We start from the raw sequence: 25,416 nt of genomic DNA, 5'->3' as shown, positions 1-25,416 counted from the left end.
TTAAAGATAAGCATTAGATTAAAGAATTGGTAATTAACGCCGATATTCCATTTATAAAAATACTGGAACAGGAAAAACACTATGGCTATCGAGCAAACATCTGCAATTTCAGCGCTAACGCAAGTGACAAACCGTGACCCACAGGATCCCACGGCGCCCCTTCGTGAGAAAAAAGTATCAGCGACTGAATCCGTTAAAGAAAGTACTTTTTCACCAAGTGAACTAAAAAAGAAGTTATTGCAACCTCAAGCCAGTGATATCAACAGTGAAAAAGTTGAACGAATTAAACAGGCCATTAAAGATGGTACATTGCAAATGAATACCGAGAAAGTTGCCGACGGTATTTTACGTGATGCCCATGAATTCATGCTATCAATGAAGTAAGACAATGAATATGAATGATGATTTGTTGACGTTGCTAGAACAACAGCTCACTCATTTACAATCACTGCAAATAGTGATGAAAAATGAGGAGTTACTGTTAGGCTACCATCGTGTTCCCCCATCACCGTTTCAAGAAGCCACCGAGCAAAAGCGTTATTTGGTTGCCGCTATTGGACATGGTGAAACACATCGTCTACGCCTTGAGCAAGAAATGGGAATTGTGGCGCCCTACGATGAAAACCCTGCGCTTCATAGCCTGTGGGGTGAAATCAAAGCGCTGACAACAACATTAAAAGAGTTAAATTACCGTAACCACCAAATGTTGCAGTTACATATTGAACTGAATAACCAGCGTCTTGCTTTTGTCAAAAAACATAATAACCAATCAACTTATGGTGCAGACGGTTTAGAAGAAAAGCGTCCAGTATTAGGTAAGAAAATTTCTATTTAGGCGACGGTGATAAACAAGATCACCGTTCTGTTCGGTAACGTGCAGTCATGCGCTTGTAAGCCATATTGAATATACTCTTTATCTTCTCTTGTTTTTCGACTAAATAAATCACGCCATTTTTATGTCTATAAAAGAAAAGTGGTCACCTATATCCACTATCGCATTAAGTGAACATAGGTGACCGTTATACGAAATGATTAGCTAGCGCTATTCAATATCAGCCTGCCTTTTGTAACCTTAATGAAGTGCTAGCGTAGTTTTATTACCAAGGCAATTTAGCACTCAAACAAGATGAGGCTCTGATTTTTATTCCTGTCATTTTAAGCCAAAAAGCGTAATAACCACAGAAAGTGTGAATTAAACGCTTCATGCCTCCACTACGCTATTAAATCGCCCAAAACAGTAAGTTAAAAAAGATAACCCGCTCTCTTATGCATCAAAGCAGTTGTATAACAACTGCTTTGATATCCGTATCAGGAATGCGTTGACGCTTTGCTTGTACATGATAAAAAGCGCTTCTTACGGCATCGCCCATAAGGCGAGACTTTAACTGTTACTTCTGCAATTTTAAGCAAAATAACGTAATAACTACAGAAAAGTGTGAATTAAGCATTTCATGCTTCCAATACGCTATTAAATCGCCCAAAACGTTAAGTTAAAAAAGATAACCCGCTCTCTTATGCATCAAAGCAGTTGTATAACAACTGCTTTGATATCCGTATCAGGAATGCGTTGACGCTTTGCTTGTGCATGATAAAAAGCGCTTCTTACGGCAAAAGCGATAAAACCTCATTCCTATACTCAGCAACTTAGTTACCACTGATCATCGATGTCATGCGAATTTTCCGGCGATCGTTTAGCTCAAGATTCGACATTACCACCAGTTCAGGTAAGCTTCTGCGTAAAAAGCGAGATAAGATCAAACGTAGTCCATGATTGACCAATAATACCGTCGGTGCGCCCATCGCCTCTTGGTGCTTCACGGCCTCTTCGGCTTGCGTCTGAATAAATTGCGCAAGGTTTGGCTCTAAGCCACCACCATTTTTGGCCGCTTGTAATAAAATCTGCTCAAGCCCCGCATCTAGACCAATGACTTGTATTTCATCCGCATTGCCGAACCATTGCTGAGTGATTGCCCGCCCTAATGCGATACGTACCTGTGATGTTAGATAATCCGTATCTTTTTGCTCACCATTTTCACCCGCCATTTCTGCAAGTGTTTCGATGATTGTGCGCATATCACGGATCACAACATCTTCCATTAATAGATTCTGTAATACCCGATGCAATGTGGTCAAAGAAATGGTATCCGGTATTAAATCATCAGCCAGCTTCGGCATCTCTTTCTTCACTCGGTCATAAAGCATTTGTGCTTCTTGGCGACCAAACAATGTGCTCGAGTTTTGTAGCAAGATCTGATTAAAGTGCGTAGCAACGGCAGTGCTTGCTGAAACCACGGTATACCCTTGGATTTGCGCTTGTTCACGCAAATCATCATCAATCCAAACGGCAGGTAGGCCAAAGGCAGGCTCTTTGGTTGCATCTCCGGGTAGCGTACCTGCGGCATTACCTGGGTCAATCGCCAAGCTTCTTCCTGGTTGCGCCTCACCATGTCCGACAACCGCACCTTTAATAAGGATACGATATTCACAAGGCGCTAACTCTAAGTTGTCACAAATATGCACTACAGGTGGCAAGTAACCTACCTCTTGCGCAAATTTCTTGCGTAAGCCACGAATTCGTCCAAGTAATTCACCTTGTTGGTCATTATCTACCAGTGGAATTAAGCGATAGCCCACCTCCATGGCAAGTAAATCTTCAAGCTGAACATCATCCCAAGTGGCTTCAACGACCTTATTTGCCTCTTGGAACTGTTTCATTTGCCCATCATCTGCCTGACTTTCTGGCTGTTTAGCTTTGCGAATCAAATACCAGCCTAGCCCTGCTAATGCGGCAGTAAACAGTAAAAATACAAAGTTTGGCATACCTGGGATTAAACCGATTAACCCCAACACACCGGCACTTAGCCACATCACCCGTGGGTTATTAAATAGCTGAGTGACCATCTGCTCACCGACATCTTCATCGGTTGCGACTCTGGTCACAATCACCCCTGCCGCCGTTGAGATAATCAAAGCTGGGATCTGAGCGACTAAGCCATCACCAATCGTTAGCAAAGTATATGCACTCGTGGCATCGCCCAATGTCATATTATGTTGGCCAACACCAATAATTAGCCCACCGACAACGTTGATCACCATAATCATGATCCCCGCGATGGCATCCCCACGCACAAATTTACTTGCACCATCCATTGAGCCATAAAAATCGGCTTCTTGGGTCACTTCAGCACGGCGCTTTTTGGCTTCATCATCATTGATAATGCCAGCATTTAAGTCCGCATCAATTGCCATCTGTTTACCTGGCATACCATCAAGGACAAAGCGTGCGCCTACTTCGGCAATACGCCCCGCACCTTTGGTGATCACCATAAAGTTAATTAACACTAAAATGATGAAAACCACTATCCCTATGGCAAAGTTTCCCCCCACCAAAAAGTGACCAAAGGCTTCAACAACACGCCCAGCCGCATCAGGCCCAGTATGCCCCTCCAGCAGAATAATGCGCGTTGACGCAATATTTAGTGATAGACGTAATAGTGTGGCAAACAGCAAAATGGTTGGGAAGGCTGCAAAATCAAGGGTACGCTTAGTGAACATTGCCACTAATAGCACCATGATCGATAAAGCGATATTAAAGGTAAACAGTAAATCTAAGATAAAAGCCGGTAATGGCAGTACCATCATCGACAAGATCAGCAAGATGAGAACAGGCCCAGCAAGAATTTGCCATTGCGTTCCCTGTAAGTTTTTAGGCAATTTTAATAATGCAGCCAAATTAGCCATCGCGATTGTTTTCTCCAGCAAAATCCAGCGCCGGTGGCACTGGTAAATTTTTCGGTTTTCTTGGTTTTAATCCACCCTCACGCCGCCAGCGACGTAGCTGGTAAACCCATGCTAAAACTTCTGCCACCGCAGCATATAGCGCTACAGGAATGCTTTGCCCGATTTCGGCAGGCGATACAGTGCACGCGCTAATGGGGGAGCTTCTAATTGTAAAATTCGATGTTCTTGGCCAATTTCTTTAATGCGTTGAGCTATCACGCCTGCGCCTTTAGCGAGCACTTTCGGTGCTCCCATACGTTTATCATCATATTTCAGTGCAACCGCATAATGAGTTGGGTTCGTCACTATCACATCCGCTTGAGGTACATCAGCCATCATACGATTCCGCGCAATTGCACGCTGCTGTTGGCGGATTTTGGCTTTTATCTGAGGGTCACCTTCTTGTTGTTTAAACTCATCTTTAATTTCTTGGCGACTCATGCGTAATTTCTTCAAATGTGAACGAAATTGATAAAAAACATCAAATGCCACCATTGGGATCAGCAAAAATACGATTAGGTATCCAGCAAAAATCACTTTATGCATTGCATTCCCTAAAGCGGTTACGGGAGATTCAGTCACAAGATGCAAAAGTGATGACCAGTTTTGCCAGAGAAAAATAGCTGCCCCTAGCCCGACAAAGAGCGATTTCAAAATGGCTTTAAATAATTCAGAAAGCGCATTCATCGAAAAAATTCGTTTTAATCCACTGATAGGATTAAGTTTTTTCAAATCAAATTTAATTAATTTGCTATTAAATAATAACCCTCCAACCAGCGACGATGCAGAGATCCCAACTAACGCCAATCCACCAATAACAGGTAATAAAGCAAATAGTGCTTCGCCCACCATGCGCCCAAAGTAGCTCACCATTAACAAGGTGTTTTGTATGTAATGCCCATCGAAAATAAAACCTTGACGAAAAATTTGCCGTAGTTCATCAGCAAGATGCCCACCACTGAGCCACAGGAGACTGACCCCTGCTAACATCATCATGAGTGAACTGAGTTCTTTTGAGCGAACTATCTGCCCATCATCTTTCGCCTTCTGTTTTTTATGGGGCGTGGGTTCTTCTGTTTTTTCTACATCACTTTCATCGGACACGCCGTTTCCTTGCTCGTCAGCAGATTAGAAGTTTGTGCTATAGCATGACAGAGTGTAAAAAAATCAATGCAAGAAAATAGACGAAGTTCACAAGGGTTATTTGCCAATTGAGTAAGATGACATCCGTTTTGCGAACCGTTACGTAACGCCTAGTAATAACACCACGCCGAGGTGGCGGTAGGGGAAAAGATAGGTTATTTTTCCCTGAGAATGAGTCAGAAATAAATACACTAAATCCTATTTTGTTAGGTAATTTCAAAGGGTAAGCTACCTACCCACTCTTTAGCTTAAAGGTCATAAATATATGGATAGTTGTCATCTCGTCGCCCCAGATGTTTCAGCAGAGAATGCAGAAAAAGAAGCGGAACGCATGCTGAACTGGCTCAAGCAACAAGGGATTATCGACCCTGATTACCAACTCATAGAAGATGATGAGGTGATATATCGCCCCACCCCTGAGTATAAACAGCCTATCCTCTATATTATTGATGACAAAATTGTGCCCACTCAGTTACCGGAACATATATTAAAAAACTATCTCACCATTACCACTCAACGTACCGTATTTCATGCAGGTGGAAATGGTCTTGGTATCTACTGCCCTGTTTGTAAAAACGAACAAAGCAACCAAAGTGAAGATTGGAGCGATGCTGTAACTGCATGGTATGAAGGTAATCCGCATGATTTGTCATGTGTTAATTGTGATTATCGTGCGCCAATTGGCGACTGGCATTATGACCCAACCTGGGCATTTGGCGAGCTTGGTTTTAGCTTTCATAGCTGGGATATGAGTAATGCGTTTATTCAACAATTTACCAAAGCATTTGGGGGGAGAATCATTGATGTCTATCAGCATGACTGAGCATCACCGCCTTATTACACTGATTAATTTGCAATTCGCTCTTGACCCCCTGCTTTTTGGCAAGGGGGGAACTTCAACAAAGATTTAAAAACCTAGCTCGTCTAATAAATCATCAACTTGTGATTGTGATGCCATCACATTGACACCTTCCTTGTTAATTTGCGGGCCATTTAGCAAACTGTCATTTTGTTGCTTCACTCGCATCTCTGGTGGCGTATTTTCCATAAGCAGTGCCAACAGCTGTTTTTCTGCCTCTTCAACCACTTCCATCATTTTTTTAATCACTTGCCCAGTTAAATCTTGAAAATCCTGAGCCATCATAATTTCAAGCAACTCGGCTTTCGTCGTACAGCTGTCATTAATCACACGCCCCAAAAAAGCATGGGTTGATTGATGGAGTTCAGGTGTGATTTGATTCGTATTCACCCCTTCCCATTGCTGTTGTAGTTTGATTGCCTCATCATGCATTTCTACTTGAAGTGGCTTGATTATATCAATACCGTTTAGGGTTTTTTCTGCCGCTTGAGCCGTCATTTGGGCGATATAACGCAAACGATCTTTACCATCAGGAATGCTAGCCACCGCCTGCTGAACACTCTTTTCTAAACCGAGTTCACGCATGCTTTCGCGTAGCGTTCTCATCAAGGTGCCAATCCGCGTAATGACCTGTTTTAAATCTTCATTACCTGTAGGATTGCTCGTCGTTACTATTTGCTCTGTCATCACACTCTCCTTTTACAGGTTCGTTTATTGCAATCCCATTTTTTCAAAGACTTTATTCAGTTTCTCTTCCAATATAGCCGCGGTAAATGGCTTCACGACATAACCACTCGCGCCCGCTTGTGCCGCCGCAATGATATTTTCTTTTTTCGCTTCTGCCGTTACCATCAAAACAGGAATGTGCTTCAACGCTTCGTCGCCACGGATCGTTTTCAGTAGTTCTAAACCATCCATGTTTGGCATGTTCCAATCTGCTACGACGAAATCGATATGGCCCGCACGAATTTTTTCTAATGCATCAACGCCATCTTCTGCTTCTTCTATTTTATTAAAACCAAGTTCTTTTAATAAGTTACGGACAATACGTCTCATTGTGGAAAAATCATCAACAACCAAAAAACTGAGATCTTTAGCGGCCATAACCACTCCTTCAAAAATACAATAGTAAATTCTGTAACCGCTAAGCGGAAACAGATGAAAGTCGAGCCAAAACGCTTGGGGCAATTTTGGCGATATCCTGAATTTCGTCCACGGCATCCAGCTCAATAGCGGCACGTGGCATGCCAAATACCACGCAACTACTTTCATTTTGTGCGTAAGTCACCGCACCTTGTTGGCGCAAGTTGAGCATACCTTTGGCCCCATCCATCCCCATTCCGGTCAATAGAATGCCAACACATTTACGCCCCACACATTTCGCAACAGAATCAAATAACACATCGACAGAAGGACGATGGCGATTAACCGGCTCGGTTTGTTGCAAACGAATCTGATACCCTCGCCCGTTATCAACCACCAGCATGTGAGAGTCACCCGGCGCAATATAGGCATAGCCCTTTTGCAAAGGCTCATTGTGCTCCGCTTCTTTTACCGTCAATGAGCATAACTTGTTTAGCCTTTCTGCAAACGAACGCGTAAAACCCGCAGGCATGTGCTGAGTGATCACGACTGGCGGACATTCGCGAGGCAACATTTCTAAAAATTGACGGATGGCTTCTGTTCCTCCCGTCGAAGCGCCCACGGCAATCACTCTGCTATGGCAAACATAAGCAGATAATGGCTTAGCGATATTGGCTGGCTCTGGAGTTGCTTTTTCTGTGCGCGCAAAACGGTTTCGATGTGTTATTTTCGACATGGCGGCAGCACGAATTTTTTCACCAATCACATCTCGATAGCTCATCATCGTTTCACGAATACCAATCTGTGGTTTGGTAACAAAATCAACCGCGCCCAGCTCTAATGCTTTTAATGTGACCTCTGAGCCTTTAGAAGTTAATGTTGATACCATCACGACAGGTAATGGGTGTAAACGCATCAATTTCTCTAAAAAATCAATTCCATCCATACGTGGCATTTCAACATCGAGCGTTAACACATCGGGTTCATGTTGTTTAATTAAGTCACGAGCTACATAAGGATCAGGCGCTGTGTCAACTACCATCATATCGGAGTGACTGTTAATGATTTCACGCATGATTTGACGCATTAGTGCTGAGTCATCGACACAAAGCACTTTAATTTTTTTCATCACCCCCTCCTCGCCGGTTGTAGGCTGTAGACGGTTTGTCCTTTAATTACAAATCGTTGTGATAATTGAGATAAATTTTCTGAATGGCCGATAAATAACAGTCCATCCGGTTTGAGTAACGGTGCAAATCGTTCTAATAATTTGATCTGCGTGTCTTTATCGAAATAGATCATGACATTACGACAAAAGATTGCATCGAAACGGTGTTGAAGCTGCCAATCGCTATCACTGAGATTTAAATAACGAAATTCAATCATCTGCCTAAGCGTTTGTTTCACTCGCGCATAGCCTTCAAAGTCGCCAACGCCTTTCATAAAATAGCGTTGACGTTGCAACGCGCTGAGGGCTTTTAACTCCTCGATACGATAAACACCTTGTTTTGCTTTACTTAACACTTCCGTATCAATATCACTCGCAATAACTTTGGCATTCACCGCTTGTGAACCGAGCACATCACTTAATGTCATCGCAATGGAGTAAGGCTCTTCACCGGTAGAAGAGGCCGCACACCAAATATTGATATTGCTACTTTTACGAGAGCGTACAAAGTCAGCCAATGTCACGAAATGGTGAGGCTCTCGGAAGAAGGCGGTTAAATTTGTCGTCAACGCATTGACAAATGCTTGCCACTCTGGGTGTAAAGGCTCGCGCTCCAGCATACGTAGGTATTCAGAAAAATTATTGACGTTACAATCACGTAGTCGTTTTAGCAGCCTGTTATACACCATGCTTTTTTTATTCATGGTAAGAACGATGCCTGATTTTTTATGAATAAACCGGCAAACCCGACCAAACTCTTCATCGGTCAATGGTTCTATTTGTGGTGCAAAAAGCATCGTACTTTGTCCTATTTGATAAAAACCCAGAAGCAGCCGGTTATCGGCTGCTTAGTCTTAACAATAATAACTAGCTAACCTGTGCGGCTTTTGTTTCTGACACTTCAAAAAAGGCAACTGTATCGACTAAGTTATTTGCCTGATCTTCCAAGGCAGCTGTTGCACTTGTAGATTGCTCCACTAACGCAGCGTTTTGTTGCGTCACTAAATCCATTTGGCTCACTGCGGTTGCGACCTGTTCGATACCACGACTTTGCTCATTAGAGGCAGAGGCGATATTGCCCATCAATTCGGTGACCTGATTAACTGCTGCCACTAATTCATTCATGGTTTGTCCGGCCTCATTAACTAATTGAGATCCTTGATTAACACGACCCACAGATTCATCAATTAGTGTTTTGATCTCTTTTGCCGCTTCTGCGCTACGCTGAGCTAAAGCGCGTACTTCCCCTGCCACCACGGAGAAGCCTCGACCTTGCTCTCCGGCTCTTGCCGCTTCTACTGCCGCGTTTAAAGCCAAAATATTTGTTTGGAAAGCAATGCCATCGATTACGCTAATAATGGCGCTAATTTTTTGCGAGCTATGTGAAATTTCCGTCATGGTATCAATAACATCAACGGTAATATCGCCGCCTTTTGTTGCTGTTTTTGATGCTGATATTGCTAGCTCACTGGCTTGACGTGCGTTATCTGCGTTTTGTTTCACCGTCGCCGTGAGTTGCTCCATGCTAGCCGCTGTTTCTTCTAGCGACGCAGCTTGCTGTTCGGTGCGAGATGATAAATTATTATTACCCAACGCAATTTCACGAATACCGGTATACATTTGGTCGGTATTGGTACGTAAATTAATGACGGAGGTCGCCAGTGATTCTTGCATTAATTTTAGTTGCTCAAAGACCTCACCAATTTCGTCACGTGTCGTCACTCGAATATCTTGGTTCAACTTACCTTTCGCCAATTTCATAAAGTGATCGCTCATGCTCATCAATGGATAAATGAGTTTTCGTTTCATCCAAAAATGGGCTAAGCCAGAAACCGCTAAAATAATAAAAGTCACCGCAAAGAACATGAACCATGCCACTTTGTTATAAAAATTGGCGGAATCTAATGAGTTTTGGCTATCGGTATTCAATAAATTCAGGTATTGATCGATAACTGCGGCCATCTGTTCTTGATGTTGTTGTGCAGGTAATGCGACATAACCAGGAATATCATTTTTATCAATTAACGCTCTTAACTCTTTTAAAATAGCTAGAAACGCTTGATATTTTTCGTCAATAACCGCGATGTTTTCGTGTTCACTCAATAATGGCTGAGCTTTAAATTTTTCGTAGTCGTCAGCAGCTTGTTGTAAAAATTGCTCAAAAACCGCTTTTGCGTTATTAATACTCGCGGTATCCGAGTCCACTTTCATATGCACGACAATTTGAGTCAATGTGCTACGAGCCTGCATCAAATCTTCATAAGTTGTTTCGAGTAAATCACGTTTTTTCGAACCAAGATCGATACGCTCTAAAGAGGAGAGCTCACTTGACACTATCCCTAATGAGAGTGCGCTCGACACAATTTGCATCCCACAAAACATCACGAGAAGCAGATATAAACTGACTGAAATCCGTATACTCTTACCAAACATATTTTATCCCCACATACGCCAGCCAAGATTTCCATGCGTTACAGTCACTATCGCAGTGATGCACAGAAACGCTGCCAGGTGTAAAACTTGGCAGCGCTAAGCTGAGCTGAGTCTTTAGAAAGTTTCCCAATTGTCATCATCTTGATGATTTTTCGATGATATTTTATTTAGATCCGGTGTCTTCACGACATTTGAAATGGTTCTTGCCGCAGGCTCAGTTGTTTGTAACTCTTTTTGTTTCATTGCAGGCAAACGGAAAATAGAGATTAACTGAGCAAGTTTTGCGACTTGTTCTTCCAAGACATTTGCCGCAACCGCTGACTGTTCAACCAATGACGCGTTTTGCTGTGTGACTTTATCCATCTCTTCAACAGCAATGCTGACTTGTGAAATGCCTTTGCTTTGTTCATCTGAGGCCAACGCAATATGCGACATGATGTCGGTAACACGGGTCACTGACTCGACAATTTTAGTCATTGTCTCACCTGCATCTTCTGCTTGGCGCGCGCCTGTATCCGTTCTTGATACAGAATCTTCGATGAGTGCTTTGATCTCTTTGGCAGCATTTGCACTACGTTGTGCCAGATTACGCACTTCATCGGCAACAACTGCAAACCCACGACCATGCTCCCCAGCGCGAGCAGCTTCAACCGCCGCATTTAGGGCTAATATGTTGGTTTGGAAAGCAATACTATCAATGACAGCCGTGATATCTGAGATTTTTTGCGAGCTTTCTGCAATATTCAGCATGGTATTTACCACGTTGGATACCACTTTCCCGCCCTCTTTCGCAATCGCTGAAGCTTGGCTTGCATATTCGCTTGCTTGGTGAGCGTATTCTGTATTTTGCTTAACCGTCGCCGTCAACTCGCTCATACTTGCCGCGGTTTCTTCTAAACAAGCCACCTGTTGTTGAGTGCGAGCAGAGAGATCATTATTACCCGCAGCAATTTCGCTGGTGCCTTGATAAATAGTCTCACTACCATCTCGAACGCCGCGTACGGTGTTGATCAGCTCTTTTTGCATATGCTCTACGCCACGCGCTAATTCACCAATTTCATTTGTTGCTTTAGTATCAACACTTGGGGTCAAATCACCCGCAGCAAAAGTGGTAATTCGTTGAATTAAAGCTCTTAATGGTTCAATGATGCCTTTGCGTACATAGCGATAACTAAAGAAGCCAATCAGTGCTAATACGATTGATAAAACAATAATCATATAAAGTGATTCGCGATAATTTGCTTCTGCACGTTTCACTTCACTTTGGAAATCTTCCGAAATATCCGCAAAGTAAGCATTAAACTGTTCTTCAAATTTAATTTGATACCCAGATGTACGGTGAGCATAGAATTCATCTAACTGCCCTTTTTGAGCATATTTTCCTAGCTGGATCAGAGCGTCCCGATAAGTTTCATAGGTGGAAAAAAGCTGTTCAAATTTCGTTTTATCATGGCTCGTTTCTGCCATCAGGTTGATATATCGCTGATAAGCAGCATCTGCGGCTTTGAAATTACGCTCTGCCGCTTTAATTAAATCTTCGGCAGAAGCATCATCTTGGTAGGTACGCCCTTCCAATAAAAAAGCATTGACCGAGCGATTTAAATTAGAGCGAGCTTGTAATAAATTAACCCAACTTTCGGTTAATACTTGTCTTTGGCGTTGGAGCGAATTCAAATATTTAATACTGTCACTATTATCCCCAAGTTTATTGAACATCAAACCGCTGGATATTAATTGCAACAGAATAAAGATAACAATGACGGACAAAAGTCCTGATACGATTTTAATTCGGCTATGCATGATGTTTTACTAACATAATGTTATTGTAATTTGGATATCGGTCATAAGGCTAAAAACTTTAGCCATAGTAGATAGAATATTTGAGGCCAAGTTATTACTCGGCCATGTTGTCAATCAGTGCCATCTCATCACTGGTTAAAAGCTTTTCTATATCCACTAAAATCAGCATTCTTTCACCGACTGTACCTAGCCCTGTCAGGTACTTAGTAGATAATGTCACCGCAAAATCAGGCGGAGCTGCAATTTGTTCTTCGTTTAAAACCAATACATCGGAAACACCATCAACAACAATTCCAACAACACGATCTTTTAAATTCACCACAATAACGACGGTATTATCGTTATAAGTGACATTTTGATGAGAGAATTTCACACGCAGGTCAATAATAGGGATAATCACACCTCTTAAATTGGTCACCCCTTTAATAAAGTCTGGTGTATTGGCAATACGAGTCACTTGTTCGTAACCTCGGATTTCCTGTACTTTTAATATTTCAATGCCATATTCTTCTTCACCTAAAGTAAAAATGAGATAACCTTCCCCATTTTTTTCTTCATCAAGTTTATTTAAATCATCATCCAACATTGACATGGTGTTTAGCCTCTATTTAGTGCATAACGGGTTGTGCAATTTGCTGCTTCTTTTTGAGCAGAATGCTGTTATTCATTTGTTGTAGCTCGGCAACATCTAAAATCAGAGCGACCGAGCCATCCCCCATAATGGTGGCGGCGGAAATACCGGGGATTTTTCGGTAATTACTTTCAATATTTTTAACAACGACCTGCTGTTGCCCAATTAACTTATCAACCAACAGTGCAAAACGGTGTCCGGCATGTTGAATAATCAGCACAATACTGTTGGTTAAATCACGCTCTGCGCCTGTGATGCTAAACACTTGATGCAACTCAACTAATGGCAAATACTCACCACGAACCAATAACATTTTTTCCTCACCAGCAAGGCGATAAATATCTTCTTGGCGTGGTTGCAACGTACTGATAATGGCACTTAAAGGAACAATAAAAACATCCTCTGCAACTTTAACCGACATACCATCGAGGATAGCCAATGTGAGAGGCAGCAAAATGCGAATAATGGTTCCTTTTCCTTCGGTAAAACCAATCTGAATACGGCCCCCCATATCTTGAATATTGCGTTTCACCACATCCATGCCAACGCCGCGTCCAGAAACATCGGTGACCACTTCGGCTGTAGAAAAACCAGGCGCCATAATTAACATGGCTATCTCTTCATTACTCATGCCATCATGAACATTCATGCCTTGGGAGCGTGCTTTCGCCAAAATGCGTTCACGGTTAAGCCCCGCCCCATCGTCACGAACTTCAATACAGATGTTGCCACTTTGATGTGATGCAGATAAGGTCAAAGTCCCTGTTTCCGGTTTACCATTTGCCACACGAACTTCTGGTTTCTCGATACCATGATCGAGGCTATTACGTACAAGATGGTTAAGTGGATCTACAATCCGTTCAATCAAGCTCTTATCAAGCTCTGTCGCACTTCCTTCCACCTTCAGCTCTATTTTTTTGTTAAGCTTAGTGGCGATATCTCGCACCATTCGAGGGAAACGACTAAATACATAATCCATTGGCATCATGCGGATCGACATAACAGACTCTTGCAACGCTCGCGAGTTGCGCTCTAGCTGCACAATCGAACTCAATAAGTCACCGTATTCGTTATGGTCAAGCTGCTGGCTATGTTGTGTCAGCATGGATTGAATGATCACCAGCTCGCCGACTAAATTAATCAGTTGGTCCACTTTTTCCACGGCAACACGAATACTACTGGAATCCGCTTTCGCTTTTGCCGGAGGCGCCTTACGAGCTGTTGCCGTAGGTTTCGATTTCGTCGTCTCTTCAGCGTCTGTTTGTGGAGCCTTAGGTTTCATCGCCGCTTCAGCTACTGCCGTGGTAGCAACATCTTCGGCAGGTGACTTGGCAGCTGGCGGTAAATGGGCTAAACAAGTTTGAGCATCAACCACTTGATGTGTAATTTGTGATTCATCGACCACAAAACAGAGCACCCCACAAATATCGTCAATCACGGTATTTGTTCCAAGCCAAGCTTTTAAGCTATCTGCCGTTTTTTCGGTGTCATAAAGTGTGCCAAATAAAGCCAATTCTTCTGCTAATAAATCGACTTCATTGGCTTTTAGCTGACTTAGCGTGATAACAAAGTAATGGGTATATTCATCACTTGCCGCTATTTCAGTTACCGTCGGCTGTTCAATCGGAGTCGATGCTTGGATTGGAAGTGCCTCAGTGACCACTTCTTCTGCTTTTTGTTCAACACGGCCAAGCACCTCACAAATATGTTTAAATGCCTCTTCATCAGGTAACGAGTCATTTTTATAAGCTTCAAGTTGTGATGCCATCACATCTTTAGCGTCTAAAAAAACATCAATAATATCTGGCGTTAAAGTCAGTTCATCGTGACGTGCTTTATCGAGCAGGTTTTCCAATGTATGCGTGGTGTTTTGCAACTGTGTGAAACCAAAGGTCGCAGCGCCCCCTTTTATTGAATGGGCACTACGGAAAATGGCATTTAACTGTTCGCTATCTGGGTCGAAAGGATCGAGCTCAAGTAAATGTTGTTCCATATCCCTAAGTAGCTCATCAGCTTCATCGAAAAACGTTTGATAAAACTCGGTAATATCCATGGTTCTTATCCAATTTAGCTTAGGTTTCACTTAACGTTGTAAGTCTGTTTTTAAGTGTCACAACGAAAATTAATTTGAAGGCGTTAATACTGCTGCTGAATGAGTTGCCCCATCCGCCTTTTTTTCTGCATTCTCTATTGATGATGCCTCAGCGTCTTGCTGCGGTTTGTTCAATAGTTCATTCAGTGGCGTTGCACCATCGTATTCATGCAAGATCTGTTCAGTCTCAGTTTCATTTAATACAATAATGCTAATACGGCGATTGACTGGCGCTAATCCATTGTTTTTATCCAGATGAATACTGGAAGCCATCCCTACAACACGTAAAATTTTGTCTTGGTTTAATCCCCCAGCGATAAGTTCACGACGCGAAGCATTTGCCCTATCAGCTGATAATTCCCAGTTGTTATAGTTGGCTCCATTCGCATACGGCAGATCATCGGTATGACCTGATATGCTAATTTTGTTTGGAACATCATTGAGTAAAGGTGCTATGGCACGCAAAATGTCGCGCATATGTGGCTCAACATAGGCAGAGCCCACCATAAACATTGGGCGATTTTCACTATCAACAATTTGGATGCGTAAGCCATCATCAATCATGTCGATCAGTAGATGAGGCTTCAGTTCATTTAACCGCGGGTCTTTTAGAATCGCTTGCTCAAGCGATTGCTTTAGTTTTTCAAACCGATAATTGGATTGATCTTCTATTTTGTTATTCGGCTCAGGTAAGATATCCCCATCACGAAACACGATATCTTTCCCCCCGCCCGGAATTGGATTGGTGGCATCACCACTTTTAGTGCCTGAATTAATGGCTGTTTTTAATGGGGTACGAAAATATTCGGCAATCTGTGTCAATTCTTGTGGGCTAGATATGGAAATTAGCCACATCACTAAAAAGAACGCCATCATCGCCGTCATAAAGTCTGCATAGGCAATTTTCCAAGAGCCACCATGTCCATTTTGATGGCTTGCAACGCGCTTTTTGACTCGAATAATATGGGCGTTATTTCCTCTCATTGGCTCATTACTCCTCGCTCTGTGCTTGTGAACGATGACTAATTTTGACTTCGCGAACCTTATCTTCTAGTTCCATGAATGAAGGGCGATCAGCGCTGTACAAGACTTTACGACCAAATTCGACAGCAATTTGAGGGGCATACCCTTGTAACGCGGAAAGGAATGTCACTTTTATACATTCCAACATTTTTAATTGTTCATTGGTGCGTAAACGAATCAATGCAGCCAGCGGTAAAATAAACCCATAAGCCACTAAAATACCAAGGAAAGTACCAACCATCGCATGCGCAATTAATGCGCCTAGTTCACCCGCAGGGCGATCGGCTGATCCCAATGCGTTAACCACACCCAGTACGGCGGCAACGATACCAAAAGCCGGCATTGAATCCCCAACCATATTTAAACCAGAGGCAGGCACCTCACTTTCTTGGCGAAAAGTCTCAAGCTCTTCATCCATCAAGGCTTCAATTTCATGACTTTGTAGATTGCTTGTTACCATTAGGCGTAAATAATCCACAACAAACATCAGCGTTGTTTTATCTTTTAATACACGGGGATATTGCGAGAAAATTTCACTCTCTTGAGGGTTTTCAATGTCTTTTTCAAGCGCCAGTAAACCTTCTTGACGTGATTTATTTAATAACTGAAATAGCAATGCCATCAAATCCATGGACATCGCTTTGTTGTATGAAGAACGGCGGAACACGCGGGGTAACACTTTGCATAAGGCGATAATCGACTTACCACTGTTACCAACAACGAATGCACCGAAACCGGCACCTAGAATAATGACAAATTCAGCAGGTTGGTAAAGTGCCCCTAAGTGGCCACCAAGCATCAGATAGCCGCCGATGACTGTACCTGTAACAATGATATATCCGATGAGTATTAACACAATATTCCCTTCAACTCAGTTATGTAACAGATGGCAGTTAAAGGGAATATTAGGAAGGACAGATAATTTATTATCTGTTTACCACATCAATCCAATTACATTACCGCTTTAGTAATGCCATCCTGTCGATATACCGTAATATCGGCGAGATGTTCGGAAAGTTTACGTTTTTTTATTGCCCGTGATGGCGGCTGGCATAAACTGCAAGTAAAACTATTTTCTGGTATATGAGCATAAGTAATAAATGAGCCATGACAGCAGCTACACACCGAGCTTTGCAACATGCCACTCTCAACGAAACGAACTAGTGTCCATGCGCGTGTTAAAGCTAATAATGGTTCTTCTGATTGCGGTGCGCATTGTTCCAAATATAGACGATAAGCTTTCACAATGGCATCAACACCCTTGCAGTGCCCTGTGTTAATTAAAAACTGATAAGCGTTATAAAACATGGAAGAGTGAATATTTTGTTCCCAAGTCATAAACCAATCAGTTGAAAACGGAAGCATACCCTTTGGTGGTGGGCATCCTCTTAACTCTTTATATAAACGGATTAATCTACCTCGGCTAATTTGGGTCTCACTTTCTAACATTTGGAGACGAGCGCCTAAAGAAATCAGTTCCATCGCAAGGCGAATATCGCTAGCTTCTTTAACAATACTTTTTTCAGTAGTACTACTCATCATTTTCTCGCTGTTTCATTGTCATGTGCCTTGTGCGTTTGCAACAAGTGAGTTGAAAGTAATATACCTGTATGAATTTGTTGTAATTCATCCACCCTTGAGTCACGTGTTAACTTCTCTATCGTGTCACTATTTTCAAATCTAAATTGGCAGATAAGCTGGTTTGTTTCTGCTAATTTAACTAATTGAGGCAAGGAAAGATCTGCTAATGTAGTCGCCATTGATTCAGAAATACCAAGACGAAACATCGCGGAGGCCTTTTCTTGAGAGATAAGTTTTTGAGCAAGCAGCAGATAGGAAAGATTAATATCGTATATATGCTTCAGAAAATCAGTCGTTGAGGTCATTTTTTTTCCTTTTAAATATTATCTACATCTGTGTGCAAATAGGACAAACATGAAGTTTAAACGTACCGCTATAACCTAATTTTTAATAATAAGAAAAATATACTAGGCGACAGTCTCCATTACCGATTCATGCCACTCATTAAGCGAATACCTATTAAGGAGTATAAAATACGTGAAAGTTAAAACTTAAATTAAATCTATTTCCTAAATACTTACAAAAAATAATGAACCAACTAAAATCTTTATCAAATGTAGGAATTTGCCGATATCAATTTTAGTCGTTATTTATTATGCACCACAAAATTAACTATTCAAGATGCTGATGTTTCTTTTTACCCTATTAGAACGATAATCCGTCGATTCATAAACAATTCTTCATTATAACTATATCTTCTACTTCCATATCTCAAATAACCACGACATATAAGTTTGACATAACCTAAATTACAACACCTTAGATAACCTTTCTACTCATATTTGTTTAAAAGTCAACTAAAAAGACCAAGCATAATAGACAAAGCAGGATATTGATCTATATCAAAGAAAGTTATTGGGAAACTCTTATCTATTTTAGGTAAACGTTCAAATTGAATGAGAAACAGATTTAATTTTATTCATTAAATTTCAATTAATTCAATAAAGTAAATATTATTCATTCAAAATTCCTCAACCTCAATTGTTTGTTTTTTATACTGTAATTCAAATGATGCATTATAAATCCCACTTAATATTTAATAAGTTTCACTAATCAATTAAATGATATTGATTATTATTTACTCTTTCGCTTTACTGGTAATTTTTTCTTAACAAAATACAATTTATTTTTTCAAAAACCGCTATTTTTTTATCTGAGAAATAGCAATATCAATTAATGTTTAAAGAGAAATTCATTATTTACCTCATTTATTCTTTATTGGTTGGGCAATAATTTTACTTTTGGCAATTTGTCATTGGCGTCTATTTTTTTTAATAAAATGATCAACCTACATTTCCAACGTCGCAAATAGTGAGATCAAGAAAATAAATTATTCGGGTTATAAACATTATTTTTCTATTAATTTATTGTTTCAATATTTAGAGATTTAGTTGCATAAAAACATAAAAATTCAAGCATTATCTGATTACTAATTTTCTTTCAGAAAGGTAAAATTTTACTCCCTTTTAGGTAACAATTAGTAACATTAGGTTATAGTTTATGACTAATACTATCTATTTTTATTTTAACAAATTGACTATTTTCAATAATCGACATAAGTAAAATTTCTTAGCAACTGCAAAATGGATCCAGCTATCTCCTCTTTTCATTTCAAAATTTCATTTCAAAAATAAAATAGGATCTAATAGCCAATTTGTTGAATTTATGAGCAAAAATAGAATCTCAAAAATGAGATAAACATCACAATTAGTTTCATACTTTCTGAAAGTTTTCCAATTAATGGGATAGTTTCAAATAATGCCGCTGAATAGAGCTTCATCAGGTTATATAAACTGTTTTAAAAGTAATCACTTAGCTCTTTTCTATCTCACTAGCTTAAAAATTTTTTTTCATTGCCTACCCACCTTGATAAAAAGGCGATAAAGCGCCGAAAAAACCGCCTTAAAACGATAAAAAAGTCCTTGCTTTGACTTTGTTTACAACATTAAACAATTGATTAACTTTATGATAACAAAAATAACAATCGCGACTATTCGAAGATAGTGAGCTATTTTCCATCCAAAAAAATACCAATATTATCAATAAATTAAATCATTCCTCATATATTAACCATCTCAATAACAAAAAATAACAGATAATAATATTGCTTTTATTCTTTTTATGATGAATTAATTTATACGTTTGCGCTGTCAGAAAGTAAAAATTCAAGATTAATATAACGATAATCCCTACACGAGGTTCCTATGATACCGACAGTGAAGAACGTATTTCTTCTAACTATTGGCTCCTATTCAATGTCATCCAGTCTTAATGCAGCAAACTTAGCAACAACCACTTTTCAAGTTTTAATGACGGTAACCAGCTCCTGCCAAGTGAGTGTTAATTCTGATATCAACTTAGGCTCCGTCAGTTTAAACACTAGCAATCCATCGTCGAAAACCACATTGAGTGTGACCTGCTCGAAAAACATTCCTTTTAGCATTGGGTTGTCACCTTCGGCGCTGAATAGTGGTACGGATGATGGCACAGGCACTTTATCTTCAGTGACTAATTCAATAAGCAACACCGATAAAATTCCTTATCAGCTCAAACAATCATCTGCAACAGGAAGTCATTGGGGAAATACCGCAACATCGTTAACGCAAGGAAATGGAATTTCCGGAACGGGCAATGGAGAGGTGCAAAATTTTACAGTTTATGCGGTAGTGACAAACACTAATTTCACGCCAGATACCTATTCTGACGTTGTCACTGTTAACGTCAATTATTAAGGCTTCGTCATTTCAAAATCACTATAAGGAAGATCAAACGAATGGCATGCAGACTTTCACCATTATTTATCTGTTCATTCATCTGGTTATTCTACTCAAGCCAGCTTTATGGAGGTGGGTTACAAGTCACACCTGTCACACTGACATTTAATCCCCAACAGAATTCCGCAGGAATTTGGCTAAGTAATAATGGAAAAGAGCCGATACAAGCGCAAGTGAGGACATTTCTCTGGTATCAAAAAAATTCAAGCAATGAGCTAGTGGCTACCAGAGACATTATTATCAGTCCTCCTATGATCAAACTGAACCCCAATGAACAACAATTAGTCAGAGTGATCCGGAACAACAATATAATGGGGAGTGAAGAACTAGCCTATCGCCTTTCAATAAATGAGTTGCCTACCGGGCAGAATAGCAGCAATAAATTACAATTTGTTTTGCATTATTCACTGCCTATTTTTGTACAACCCTTAAATATGCCGAGTGCTACCGTTTTCTTAGAATGGCAGTTCATAAAACATCCATCCAAAAACACCCTGATTGTACATAACAACGGCAATACCCATGCCCAACTATCCAATATTCACTTCATTGACTGCAAAGGGAAACATACGATCATCAATTCCGGCTTGTTAGGATACGTATTGCCGCGCTCAACGATGCAATGGGAAGTAACACTGCCCGAAGTTTGCTCCAAACCAAACAATACAATAAAAGCTTTGATCAATGGTGAACAGCAAACCTACCCTATTTAATATTTGTTACCTGCATTTATTAGCAGAAATTTTCCTGCTATTTGCTGCTTTTTATCCTATTTTGGTTACCGCTCAGCTAAATGCTTACCCTACTTCCTTTGAACATTTGATTGATGATACTTCATCGCTACCCGGCACTGAGCTTTATCTTGAGGTCATCATTAATCAAACACATTTTGGTATTGCTCGCTTTGGTTACCAAGATGACACACTGTGGGTAAGTGCTGAAACATTAAAACAATTACATTTCAATCTCCCCACACAACATAAAAGCCTTATCGGCTTGCATGAACTAACCGAGATTAGTTATCGCTATCATGCCGATCAGCAGAGATTGATTATTGACGCCCCACTTTCATTATTAACTCTTAACGCTACCACTATTGACTTAATAGCGTCAGAACAAGTGCAAGCTCACGCCTCAAAAGGCGCTTTATTAAATTATGATTTGCATCTAGCGAAAAATATCACCAATTCATTAAGCAGTTTTTCTGAATTACGATTATTTAATCCATTTGGCCTATTGAGTACGACACAGCAAAGCCACAATACACTGGGACACCCTGAATTATCCTCCTCATTGACGCGCATAGATACTGCTTGGCGCTCCTCATTTGAAGACAAACACCTATTTTTGAATTTAGGGGATACCGTCACTCGTGCTTTAACATGGTCACGCGCCACACGGATTGCAGGGTTACAAATAGCTACTGATTTTTCCTTACAGCCATATATGCCAACTGCACCATTGACGACTTTTTATGGTTCGGCAACGGTGCCATCAAACGTGGAATTATATATTGATGGTATTAAACGCTATAGCGGTGAAGTGCCAATCGGTCATTTTGCATTAAATAGCTTACCGACGGTCAGTGGTGAAGGAAAAGCGCAAATTGTGTTAACTGATTCATTAGGTAGAGCCACGACTCAGAATATTTCATTTTATAATGACCAAACATTATTACGTGAGGGGCTTGTTGATTGGTCAGCTGAAATTGGCTTTATACGTGAAAATTATGCTATTCGCTCATTTGATTATGCTAGCAAGCCCGTTATAAGCACAACGGTTCGTTATGGGGAAAATAATTATTTAACAACCGGCACTCATGCCGAATTGGCAACCGATTTGTTCAATTTGGGGATTGAAAGTCATTGGATACCACAAATAGGAGGAGGAACACTTTCAACCGCTATCGCGATAAGCACTGACTCTCGCACTCCAGGTTGGCTCTATTATGCGGGTTATCATTGGGCTAATAATCTCATTAATTTCAGCGCCTCAGCCACCATAACCACACCTCAGTATTATGATATTGCAACAAATTATTCTGCGCCACCATTGGCGTTTAATGGTAATGCTGTTTTTGGCTATAATTCGGAATATCTTGGTAGTTTTAATCTGTCCTATTTTGGCTTTCGCCCCCATAATGACCCGACAATAGGTTATTTGGGTGCTCATTGGTACAAACCCATTAACGATACGCTATCTATTAGCGCCAGTATTAATAAAAAACTTACCGATGATAAAGAAAGCATTATATACCTAGCGGCCACAATGATACTCGGGAATAAGCAAAGCATTCGCATCACGAGCCAAAAAAATCAGAATGCTCAAACGTACCAGATAAATGCAAACCAATCGGCCCCTTCAGAGGGAGGGTTAGGCTGGAATATTACGGCAAGCAAGCAGGATAGTGAAAATAATCACCAAATCGATATTAATTATTTTACCGATAAAATACATCTTAGCTCAGGGTTTAATAACCTAAACCAAACCCACTCACAGTATATTGGTGCAAGTGGTGCTATCGTCGCGGCTAATAATCACTTTTTTATTTCAAAACCAATTATGAATAGCTTCGCCATTGTATCAACAAATGGTATCGGCAACCTTCCTATTCGGTTAGAAAATAGCGTTATCGGTACAACAAATCATGATGGGTTACTTTTAATTCCTTCACTTAATAGTTACCAGCGAAATGTGCTAACGTTAGATCCAACTCATTTACCTGCCAATATTCAAGTTAAACAGACCCAAATAGACGTTATCCCCAAATATCATTCAGGTGTTCTCGCTAAATTTGATTTAATTAAAACGCACCCTGCATTAGTGATCCTCGCTGACCCAAATGGTGTGCTATTACCTGAGGGAAGCCAAGTTGCATTAAATGGCCAAAAAGAGAATTTAGTGACAGTGGGATACGATGGCATAGCCTATTTCGATACCTTAAAAACTGACAACCATCTGCTGATCCATTACCCCAAAGGAGAATGTACTGTCACATTTACCTATCCAAAAACCGATGAGCTTATTCCTCAGATTGGCCCATTACACTGCCATCCTGAGTCATCCCCTTATTTAGATTAAAATCCGTCAAACAAGGATCAAATGATGTCTACTCACATTACTAACAAATACAAAACGCTGAGCTTATTATTCACTTTCTTTGCAATATTTCTCAATCAACCTCGCCCCGCTTATGGCTTAACTTGCTCCATTTTAAATATCGACACACTTAATTTCGGCAACATCATGCCCTTAACTAATAATACTGCAACTACCTCACTCACTATTCATTATAGTTGTACGAAGGAGTTACTCGATACGTTTCTTGGCGCCACACTATGTTTAAATATAGGTAACTCCAGTACTTCTAGCCAAATCGTTTCTCGGCAAATGTCCCCCATTGGAATAAATGCCCCCATAAGCTATCAGTTATATCAAAATGCAAATTATAGTCTTATTTGGGGGAGCCAATATATTTCTGACACTAGCCCTGTCATGATCAAACTGAATATCGGTCAAGGGTCAACGCCAACAACAGGTTCGGTGACCGTTTATGCCCAATTATCGCTCAATCCATCAACCGTGATCCCTGCCACTTATATTGATACCTATACCTCATTGACTGCTAGCTCAACTTTAAATATCGGTCTGCTCAGTACGCCAAATAGTTGCGGTTCCATTATTGGCCCCACTTTTCCTTTTACTGTGACAACCACAGTTAATAAGCAATGCATTGTTTCCGCCAGCGGCGATATTCATCTCGGTAATGTCAAAAGCCAGACAACCAACACCACAGCTAATGGTAATATTTCTGTTACCTGTACAAATACAACCCCTTTTAGTATTGGTTTACTACCTTCAAATAATAATTTGCAAGGTGCAGGTTTCTTGCAAAGTCCAACAACAACCGATCAAATACCTTATCAACTTAGCTCAACACCAGGACCCAATGGGATAATATGGGGTAACAACCTCGTTAATTTGGTTTCCGATATAGGCTCTGGTATCGCTAAGCTTTACCCCGTGTATGTCACTGTTCCTTCTGCTAACTACCAACCCGGAAATTACAGCGATACCGTGACAGTTAATGTCAGCTATTAGTTTTATGGCAAAACAGAGTTAGTTAGACATCATCAAGATATTCCTATTTTGATAAGAGCTTAGAGCTTGTTCTAATTCATTTTCCCATATCATATGCTTTAAAATTCATTAAGTAATAAATAAGGTGTGAAAATAAAATATAAAATTCATCAATATCTTTTAATTAAAGCAATCGCCCTATGAGTACAAAATTCCACGCTGGGAATGATCTTTGAAGATTTGCTTATTAAATAATGAACATAACCATTTGTTATTATGGATAAAAATTAAAACAATCAGAATAATTGTTTTATAGAGTATACTTTTTTAGCATTAAAATTTACAACTAACAGACTTTATCCTCTACTTGACAAGCATTCTAAGTGTAAGATTTTTTATCATTGTAAAACAATGAGTTAAAGAAATTAAACGTTAGGAATTTTCTGGAACGTTTTTTCGCTCAATGTACATAGATTTTTTCTAATATTTTCGATAGTTAAGCGTTTTTCATCAAAATAACGAACAAAAGCGAAAACATTTTATACTACTTAAATACTAAAAATGGCAAAACGAAAGCAATAAATATCGATATGACAATTATTTTACGCTGAGTCACTTATCCTAGGCCGTTCGGATTATTCCGATACATTTACATCCCCACCCTCGGCATATATTATTTTTCCTAACCAAAATCACCATGCGCATTGGCTGATATTAATGATATTGAGCAAGGAATATATTGCTCTTATTGCAATAAACCATCGTTATTAATCACCTGACTTATTATGATAACTCAGGATAATAAAAGGACATATTATGCCAACTCCATGTTATATCTCTATCGAAGGAAAAACGCAGGGCAACATCACTGCGGGAGCATTTACCCCTGAATCGGTCGGTAACATCTATGTAGAAGGTCATGAAGACCAAATGCTGGTACAAGAGTTTTCCCACATTGTGACCGTACCA

General features: G+C 40.3%; 21 protein-coding genes and 1 pseudogene. 8 read left to right on the top strand and 14 right to left on the bottom strand.

Going from position 1 to position 25,416, the window contains the following annotated elements; genetic code table 11:
• The first annotated feature begins 81 nt into the window (after positions 1-81).
• Together flgM and PSE69_RS06770 are read left to right on the top strand one after the other, a co-directional pair.
• On the top strand, positions 82-384 hold the full coding sequence (gene flgM, locus PSE69_RS06775; RefSeq protein ID WP_004918599.1) for a flagellar biosynthesis anti-sigma factor FlgM: 303 nt from the start codon (positions 82-84) through the stop codon (positions 382-384).
• 10 nt (positions 385-394) lie between these two features.
• Positions 395-835 carry a flagella synthesis protein FlgN gene (locus PSE69_RS06770; protein WP_169342339.1) on the top strand — a complete coding sequence of 147 codons (441 nt, stop codon included), beginning with the start codon at positions 395-397 and terminating at the stop codon, positions 833-835.
• 809 nt (positions 836-1,644) lie between these two features.
• Here PSE69_RS06770 and flhA read toward each other — a convergent pair.
• Entirely contained in the window at positions 1,645-3,741 is a 2,097-nt protein-coding gene (gene flhA / locus PSE69_RS06765; RefSeq protein ID WP_121874881.1) for a flagellar biosynthesis protein FlhA, read from the bottom strand.
• Positions 3,734-4,884: pseudogene (flhB, locus tag PSE69_RS06760) on the bottom strand (flagellar biosynthesis protein FlhB). Before flhB ends, flhA begins: the two are co-directional and overlap by 8 nt.
• A 304-nt stretch (positions 4,885-5,188) precedes the next feature.
• Between flhB and PSE69_RS06755 the strand changes: the two are divergent.
• Positions 5,189-5,746 carry a hypothetical protein gene (locus PSE69_RS06755; protein ID WP_121874882.1) on the top strand — a complete coding sequence of 186 codons (558 nt, stop codon included), beginning with the start codon at positions 5,189-5,191 and terminating at the stop codon, positions 5,744-5,746.
• Positions 5,747-5,830: 84 nt separating this feature from the next.
• On the opposite strand, the gene PSE69_RS06750 is transcribed toward PSE69_RS06755, so the two are convergent.
• From PSE69_RS06750 to flhD, 12 genes are all read right to left on the bottom strand, one after another.
• The gene (locus tag PSE69_RS06750) at positions 5,831-6,469 is read right to left on the bottom strand and encodes a protein phosphatase CheZ (protein ID WP_004918584.1); all 639 of its coding nucleotides are present in this window, start codon (positions 6,467-6,469) and stop codon (positions 5,831-5,833) included.
• A 24-nt stretch (positions 6,470-6,493) separates the two neighbouring features.
• Positions 6,494-6,886 (bottom strand): chemotaxis response regulator CheY, encoded by a 393-nt coding sequence (gene cheY, locus PSE69_RS06745; protein WP_004918582.1) that lies wholly within the window; start codon positions 6,884-6,886, stop codon positions 6,494-6,496.
• 40 nt (positions 6,887-6,926) lie between these two features.
• Positions 6,927-7,994, bottom strand: a complete 1,068-nt coding sequence (locus PSE69_RS06740; RefSeq protein WP_014658053.1) for a protein-glutamate methylesterase/protein-glutamine glutaminase — start codon at positions 7,992-7,994, stop codon at positions 6,927-6,929.
• The gene (locus tag PSE69_RS06735; protein ID WP_004918579.1) at positions 7,994-8,830 is read right to left on the bottom strand and encodes a chemotaxis protein-glutamate O-methyltransferase; all 837 of its coding nucleotides are present in this window, start codon (positions 8,828-8,830) and stop codon (positions 7,994-7,996) included. The genes PSE69_RS06740 and PSE69_RS06735 overlap by 1 nt, the downstream gene beginning before the upstream one ends.
• A 70-nt stretch (positions 8,831-8,900) precedes the next feature.
• Positions 8,901-10,466, bottom strand: a complete 1,566-nt coding sequence (locus tag PSE69_RS06730; protein ID WP_121874883.1) for a methyl-accepting chemotaxis protein — start codon at positions 10,464-10,466, stop codon at positions 8,901-8,903.
• Positions 10,467-10,580: 114 nt separating this feature from the next.
• On the bottom strand, positions 10,581-12,266 hold the full coding sequence (locus tag PSE69_RS06725; protein ID WP_014658052.1) for a methyl-accepting chemotaxis protein: 1,686 nt from the start codon (positions 12,264-12,266) through the stop codon (positions 10,581-10,583).
• A gap of 94 nt (positions 12,267-12,360) precedes the next feature.
• Positions 12,361-12,858 (bottom strand): chemotaxis protein CheW, encoded by a 498-nt coding sequence (gene cheW, locus PSE69_RS06720; protein ID WP_014658051.1) that lies wholly within the window; start codon positions 12,856-12,858, stop codon positions 12,361-12,363.
• 16 nt (positions 12,859-12,874) lie between these two features.
• Positions 12,875-14,950 carry a chemotaxis protein CheA gene (cheA, locus tag PSE69_RS06715; protein ID WP_121874884.1) on the bottom strand — a complete coding sequence of 692 codons (2,076 nt, stop codon included), beginning with the start codon at positions 14,948-14,950 and terminating at the stop codon, positions 12,875-12,877.
• Between the two features lie 69 nt (positions 14,951-15,019).
• The gene (gene motB / locus PSE69_RS06710; protein ID WP_004918569.1) at positions 15,020-15,973 is read right to left on the bottom strand and encodes a flagellar motor protein MotB; all 954 of its coding nucleotides are present in this window, start codon (positions 15,971-15,973) and stop codon (positions 15,020-15,022) included.
• A 7-nt stretch (positions 15,974-15,980) separates the two neighbouring features.
• Complete coding sequence (gene motA / locus PSE69_RS06705) at positions 15,981-16,868, bottom strand: flagellar motor stator protein MotA (protein ID WP_004918567.1); 888 nt, start codon at positions 16,866-16,868, stop codon at positions 15,981-15,983.
• Between the two features lie 95 nt (positions 16,869-16,963).
• Entirely contained in the window at positions 16,964-17,551 is a 588-nt protein-coding gene (gene flhC / locus PSE69_RS06700; RefSeq protein WP_040133449.1) for a flagellar transcriptional regulator FlhC, read from the bottom strand.
• Positions 17,551-17,898 (bottom strand): flagellar transcriptional regulator FlhD, encoded by a 348-nt coding sequence (gene flhD / locus PSE69_RS06695; protein ID WP_004918564.1) that lies wholly within the window; start codon positions 17,896-17,898, stop codon positions 17,551-17,553. The genes flhC and flhD overlap by 1 nt, the downstream gene beginning before the upstream one ends.
• A gap of 1,899 nt (positions 17,899-19,797) precedes the next feature.
• Between flhD and PSE69_RS06690 the strand changes: the two genes are divergently transcribed.
• The 5 genes from PSE69_RS06690 to tssD form a co-directional block, all read left to right on the top strand.
• On the top strand, positions 19,798-20,325 hold the full coding sequence (locus tag PSE69_RS06690) for a Csu type fimbrial protein (RefSeq protein ID WP_223854747.1): 528 nt from the start codon (positions 19,798-19,800) through the stop codon (positions 20,323-20,325).
• 41 nt (positions 20,326-20,366) lie between these two features.
• Positions 20,367-21,080, top strand: coding sequence for a fimbrial biogenesis chaperone (locus tag PSE69_RS06685; RefSeq protein WP_121875259.1), 714 nt, complete (start codon positions 20,367-20,369; stop codon positions 21,078-21,080).
• A complete protein-coding gene (locus tag PSE69_RS06680) occupies positions 21,052-23,448 on the top strand; it encodes a fimbria/pilus outer membrane usher protein (protein WP_121875258.1) in 2,397 nt (798 codons plus the stop codon). Before PSE69_RS06685 ends, PSE69_RS06680 begins: the two co-directional genes overlap by 29 nt.
• 24 nt (positions 23,449-23,472) lie before the next feature.
• Entirely contained in the window at positions 23,473-24,468 is a 996-nt protein-coding gene (locus PSE69_RS06675) for a Csu type fimbrial protein (RefSeq protein WP_042116484.1), read from the top strand.
• A 795-nt stretch (positions 24,469-25,263) separates the two neighbouring features.
• On the top strand, positions 25,264-25,416 hold a 153-nt coding region (tssD, locus tag PSE69_RS06670), incomplete at its 3' end, for a type VI secretion system tube protein TssD (RefSeq protein WP_272675195.1).

Source organism: Providencia sp. PROV122 (assembly GCF_028482365.1).
GTDB lineage: Bacteria > Pseudomonadota > Gammaproteobacteria > Enterobacterales > Enterobacteriaceae > Providencia > Providencia stuartii.
This window is presented reverse-complemented; position numbering and strand designations above follow the sequence as displayed.

What these genes read in the sequence shown, in the direction of transcription:
- flgM (WP_004918599.1), top strand. Translation starts at nt 82, where the DNA reads ATGGCTATCGAGCAAACATCTGCAATTTCAGCGCTAACGCAAGTGACA.
- PSE69_RS06770 (WP_169342339.1), top strand. Translation starts at nt 395, where the DNA reads ATGAATGATGATTTGTTGACGTTGCTAGAACAACAGCTCACTCATTTA.
- flhA (WP_121874881.1), bottom strand. Translation starts at nt 3,741, where the DNA reads ATGGCTAATTTGGCTGCATTATTAAAATTGCCTAAAAACTTACAGGGA.
- PSE69_RS06755 (WP_121874882.1), top strand. Translation starts at nt 5,189, where the DNA reads ATGGATAGTTGTCATCTCGTCGCCCCAGATGTTTCAGCAGAGAATGCA.
- PSE69_RS06750 (WP_004918584.1), bottom strand. Translation starts at nt 6,469, where the DNA reads ATGACAGAGCAAATAGTAACGACGAGCAATCCTACAGGTAATGAAGAT.
- cheY (WP_004918582.1), bottom strand. Translation starts at nt 6,886, where the DNA reads ATGGCCGCTAAAGATCTCAGTTTTTTGGTTGTTGATGATTTTTCCACA.
- PSE69_RS06740 (WP_014658053.1), bottom strand. Translation starts at nt 7,994, where the DNA reads ATGAAAAAAATTAAAGTGCTTTGTGTCGATGACTCAGCACTAATGCGT.
- PSE69_RS06735 (WP_004918579.1), bottom strand. Translation starts at nt 8,830, where the DNA reads ATGCTTTTTGCACCACAAATAGAACCATTGACCGATGAAGAGTTTGGT.
- PSE69_RS06730 (WP_121874883.1), bottom strand. Translation starts at nt 10,466, where the DNA reads ATGTTTGGTAAGAGTATACGGATTTCAGTCAGTTTATATCTGCTTCTC.
- PSE69_RS06725 (WP_014658052.1), bottom strand. Translation starts at nt 12,266, where the DNA reads ATGCATAGCCGAATTAAAATCGTATCAGGACTTTTGTCCGTCATTGTT.
- cheW (WP_014658051.1), bottom strand. Translation starts at nt 12,858, where the DNA reads ATGTCAATGTTGGATGATGATTTAAATAAACTTGATGAAGAAAAAAAT.
- cheA (WP_121874884.1), bottom strand. Translation starts at nt 14,950, where the DNA reads ATGGATATTACCGAGTTTTATCAAACGTTTTTCGATGAAGCTGATGAG.
- motB (WP_004918569.1), bottom strand. Translation starts at nt 15,973, where the DNA reads ATGAGAGGAAATAACGCCCATATTATTCGAGTCAAAAAGCGCGTTGCA.
- flhC (WP_040133449.1), bottom strand. Translation starts at nt 17,551, where the DNA reads ATGAGTAGTACTACTGAAAAAAGTATTGTTAAAGAAGCTAGCGATATT.
- flhD (WP_004918564.1), bottom strand. Translation starts at nt 17,898, where the DNA reads ATGACCTCAACGACTGATTTTCTGAAGCATATATACGATATTAATCTT.
- PSE69_RS06690 (WP_223854747.1), top strand. Translation starts at nt 19,798, where the DNA reads ATGATACCGACAGTGAAGAACGTATTTCTTCTAACTATTGGCTCCTAT.
- PSE69_RS06685 (WP_121875259.1), top strand. Translation starts at nt 20,367, where the DNA reads ATGGCATGCAGACTTTCACCATTATTTATCTGTTCATTCATCTGGTTA.
- PSE69_RS06680 (WP_121875258.1), top strand. Translation starts at nt 21,052, where the DNA reads ATGGTGAACAGCAAACCTACCCTATTTAATATTTGTTACCTGCATTTA.
- PSE69_RS06675 (WP_042116484.1), top strand. Translation starts at nt 23,473, where the DNA reads ATGTCTACTCACATTACTAACAAATACAAAACGCTGAGCTTATTATTC.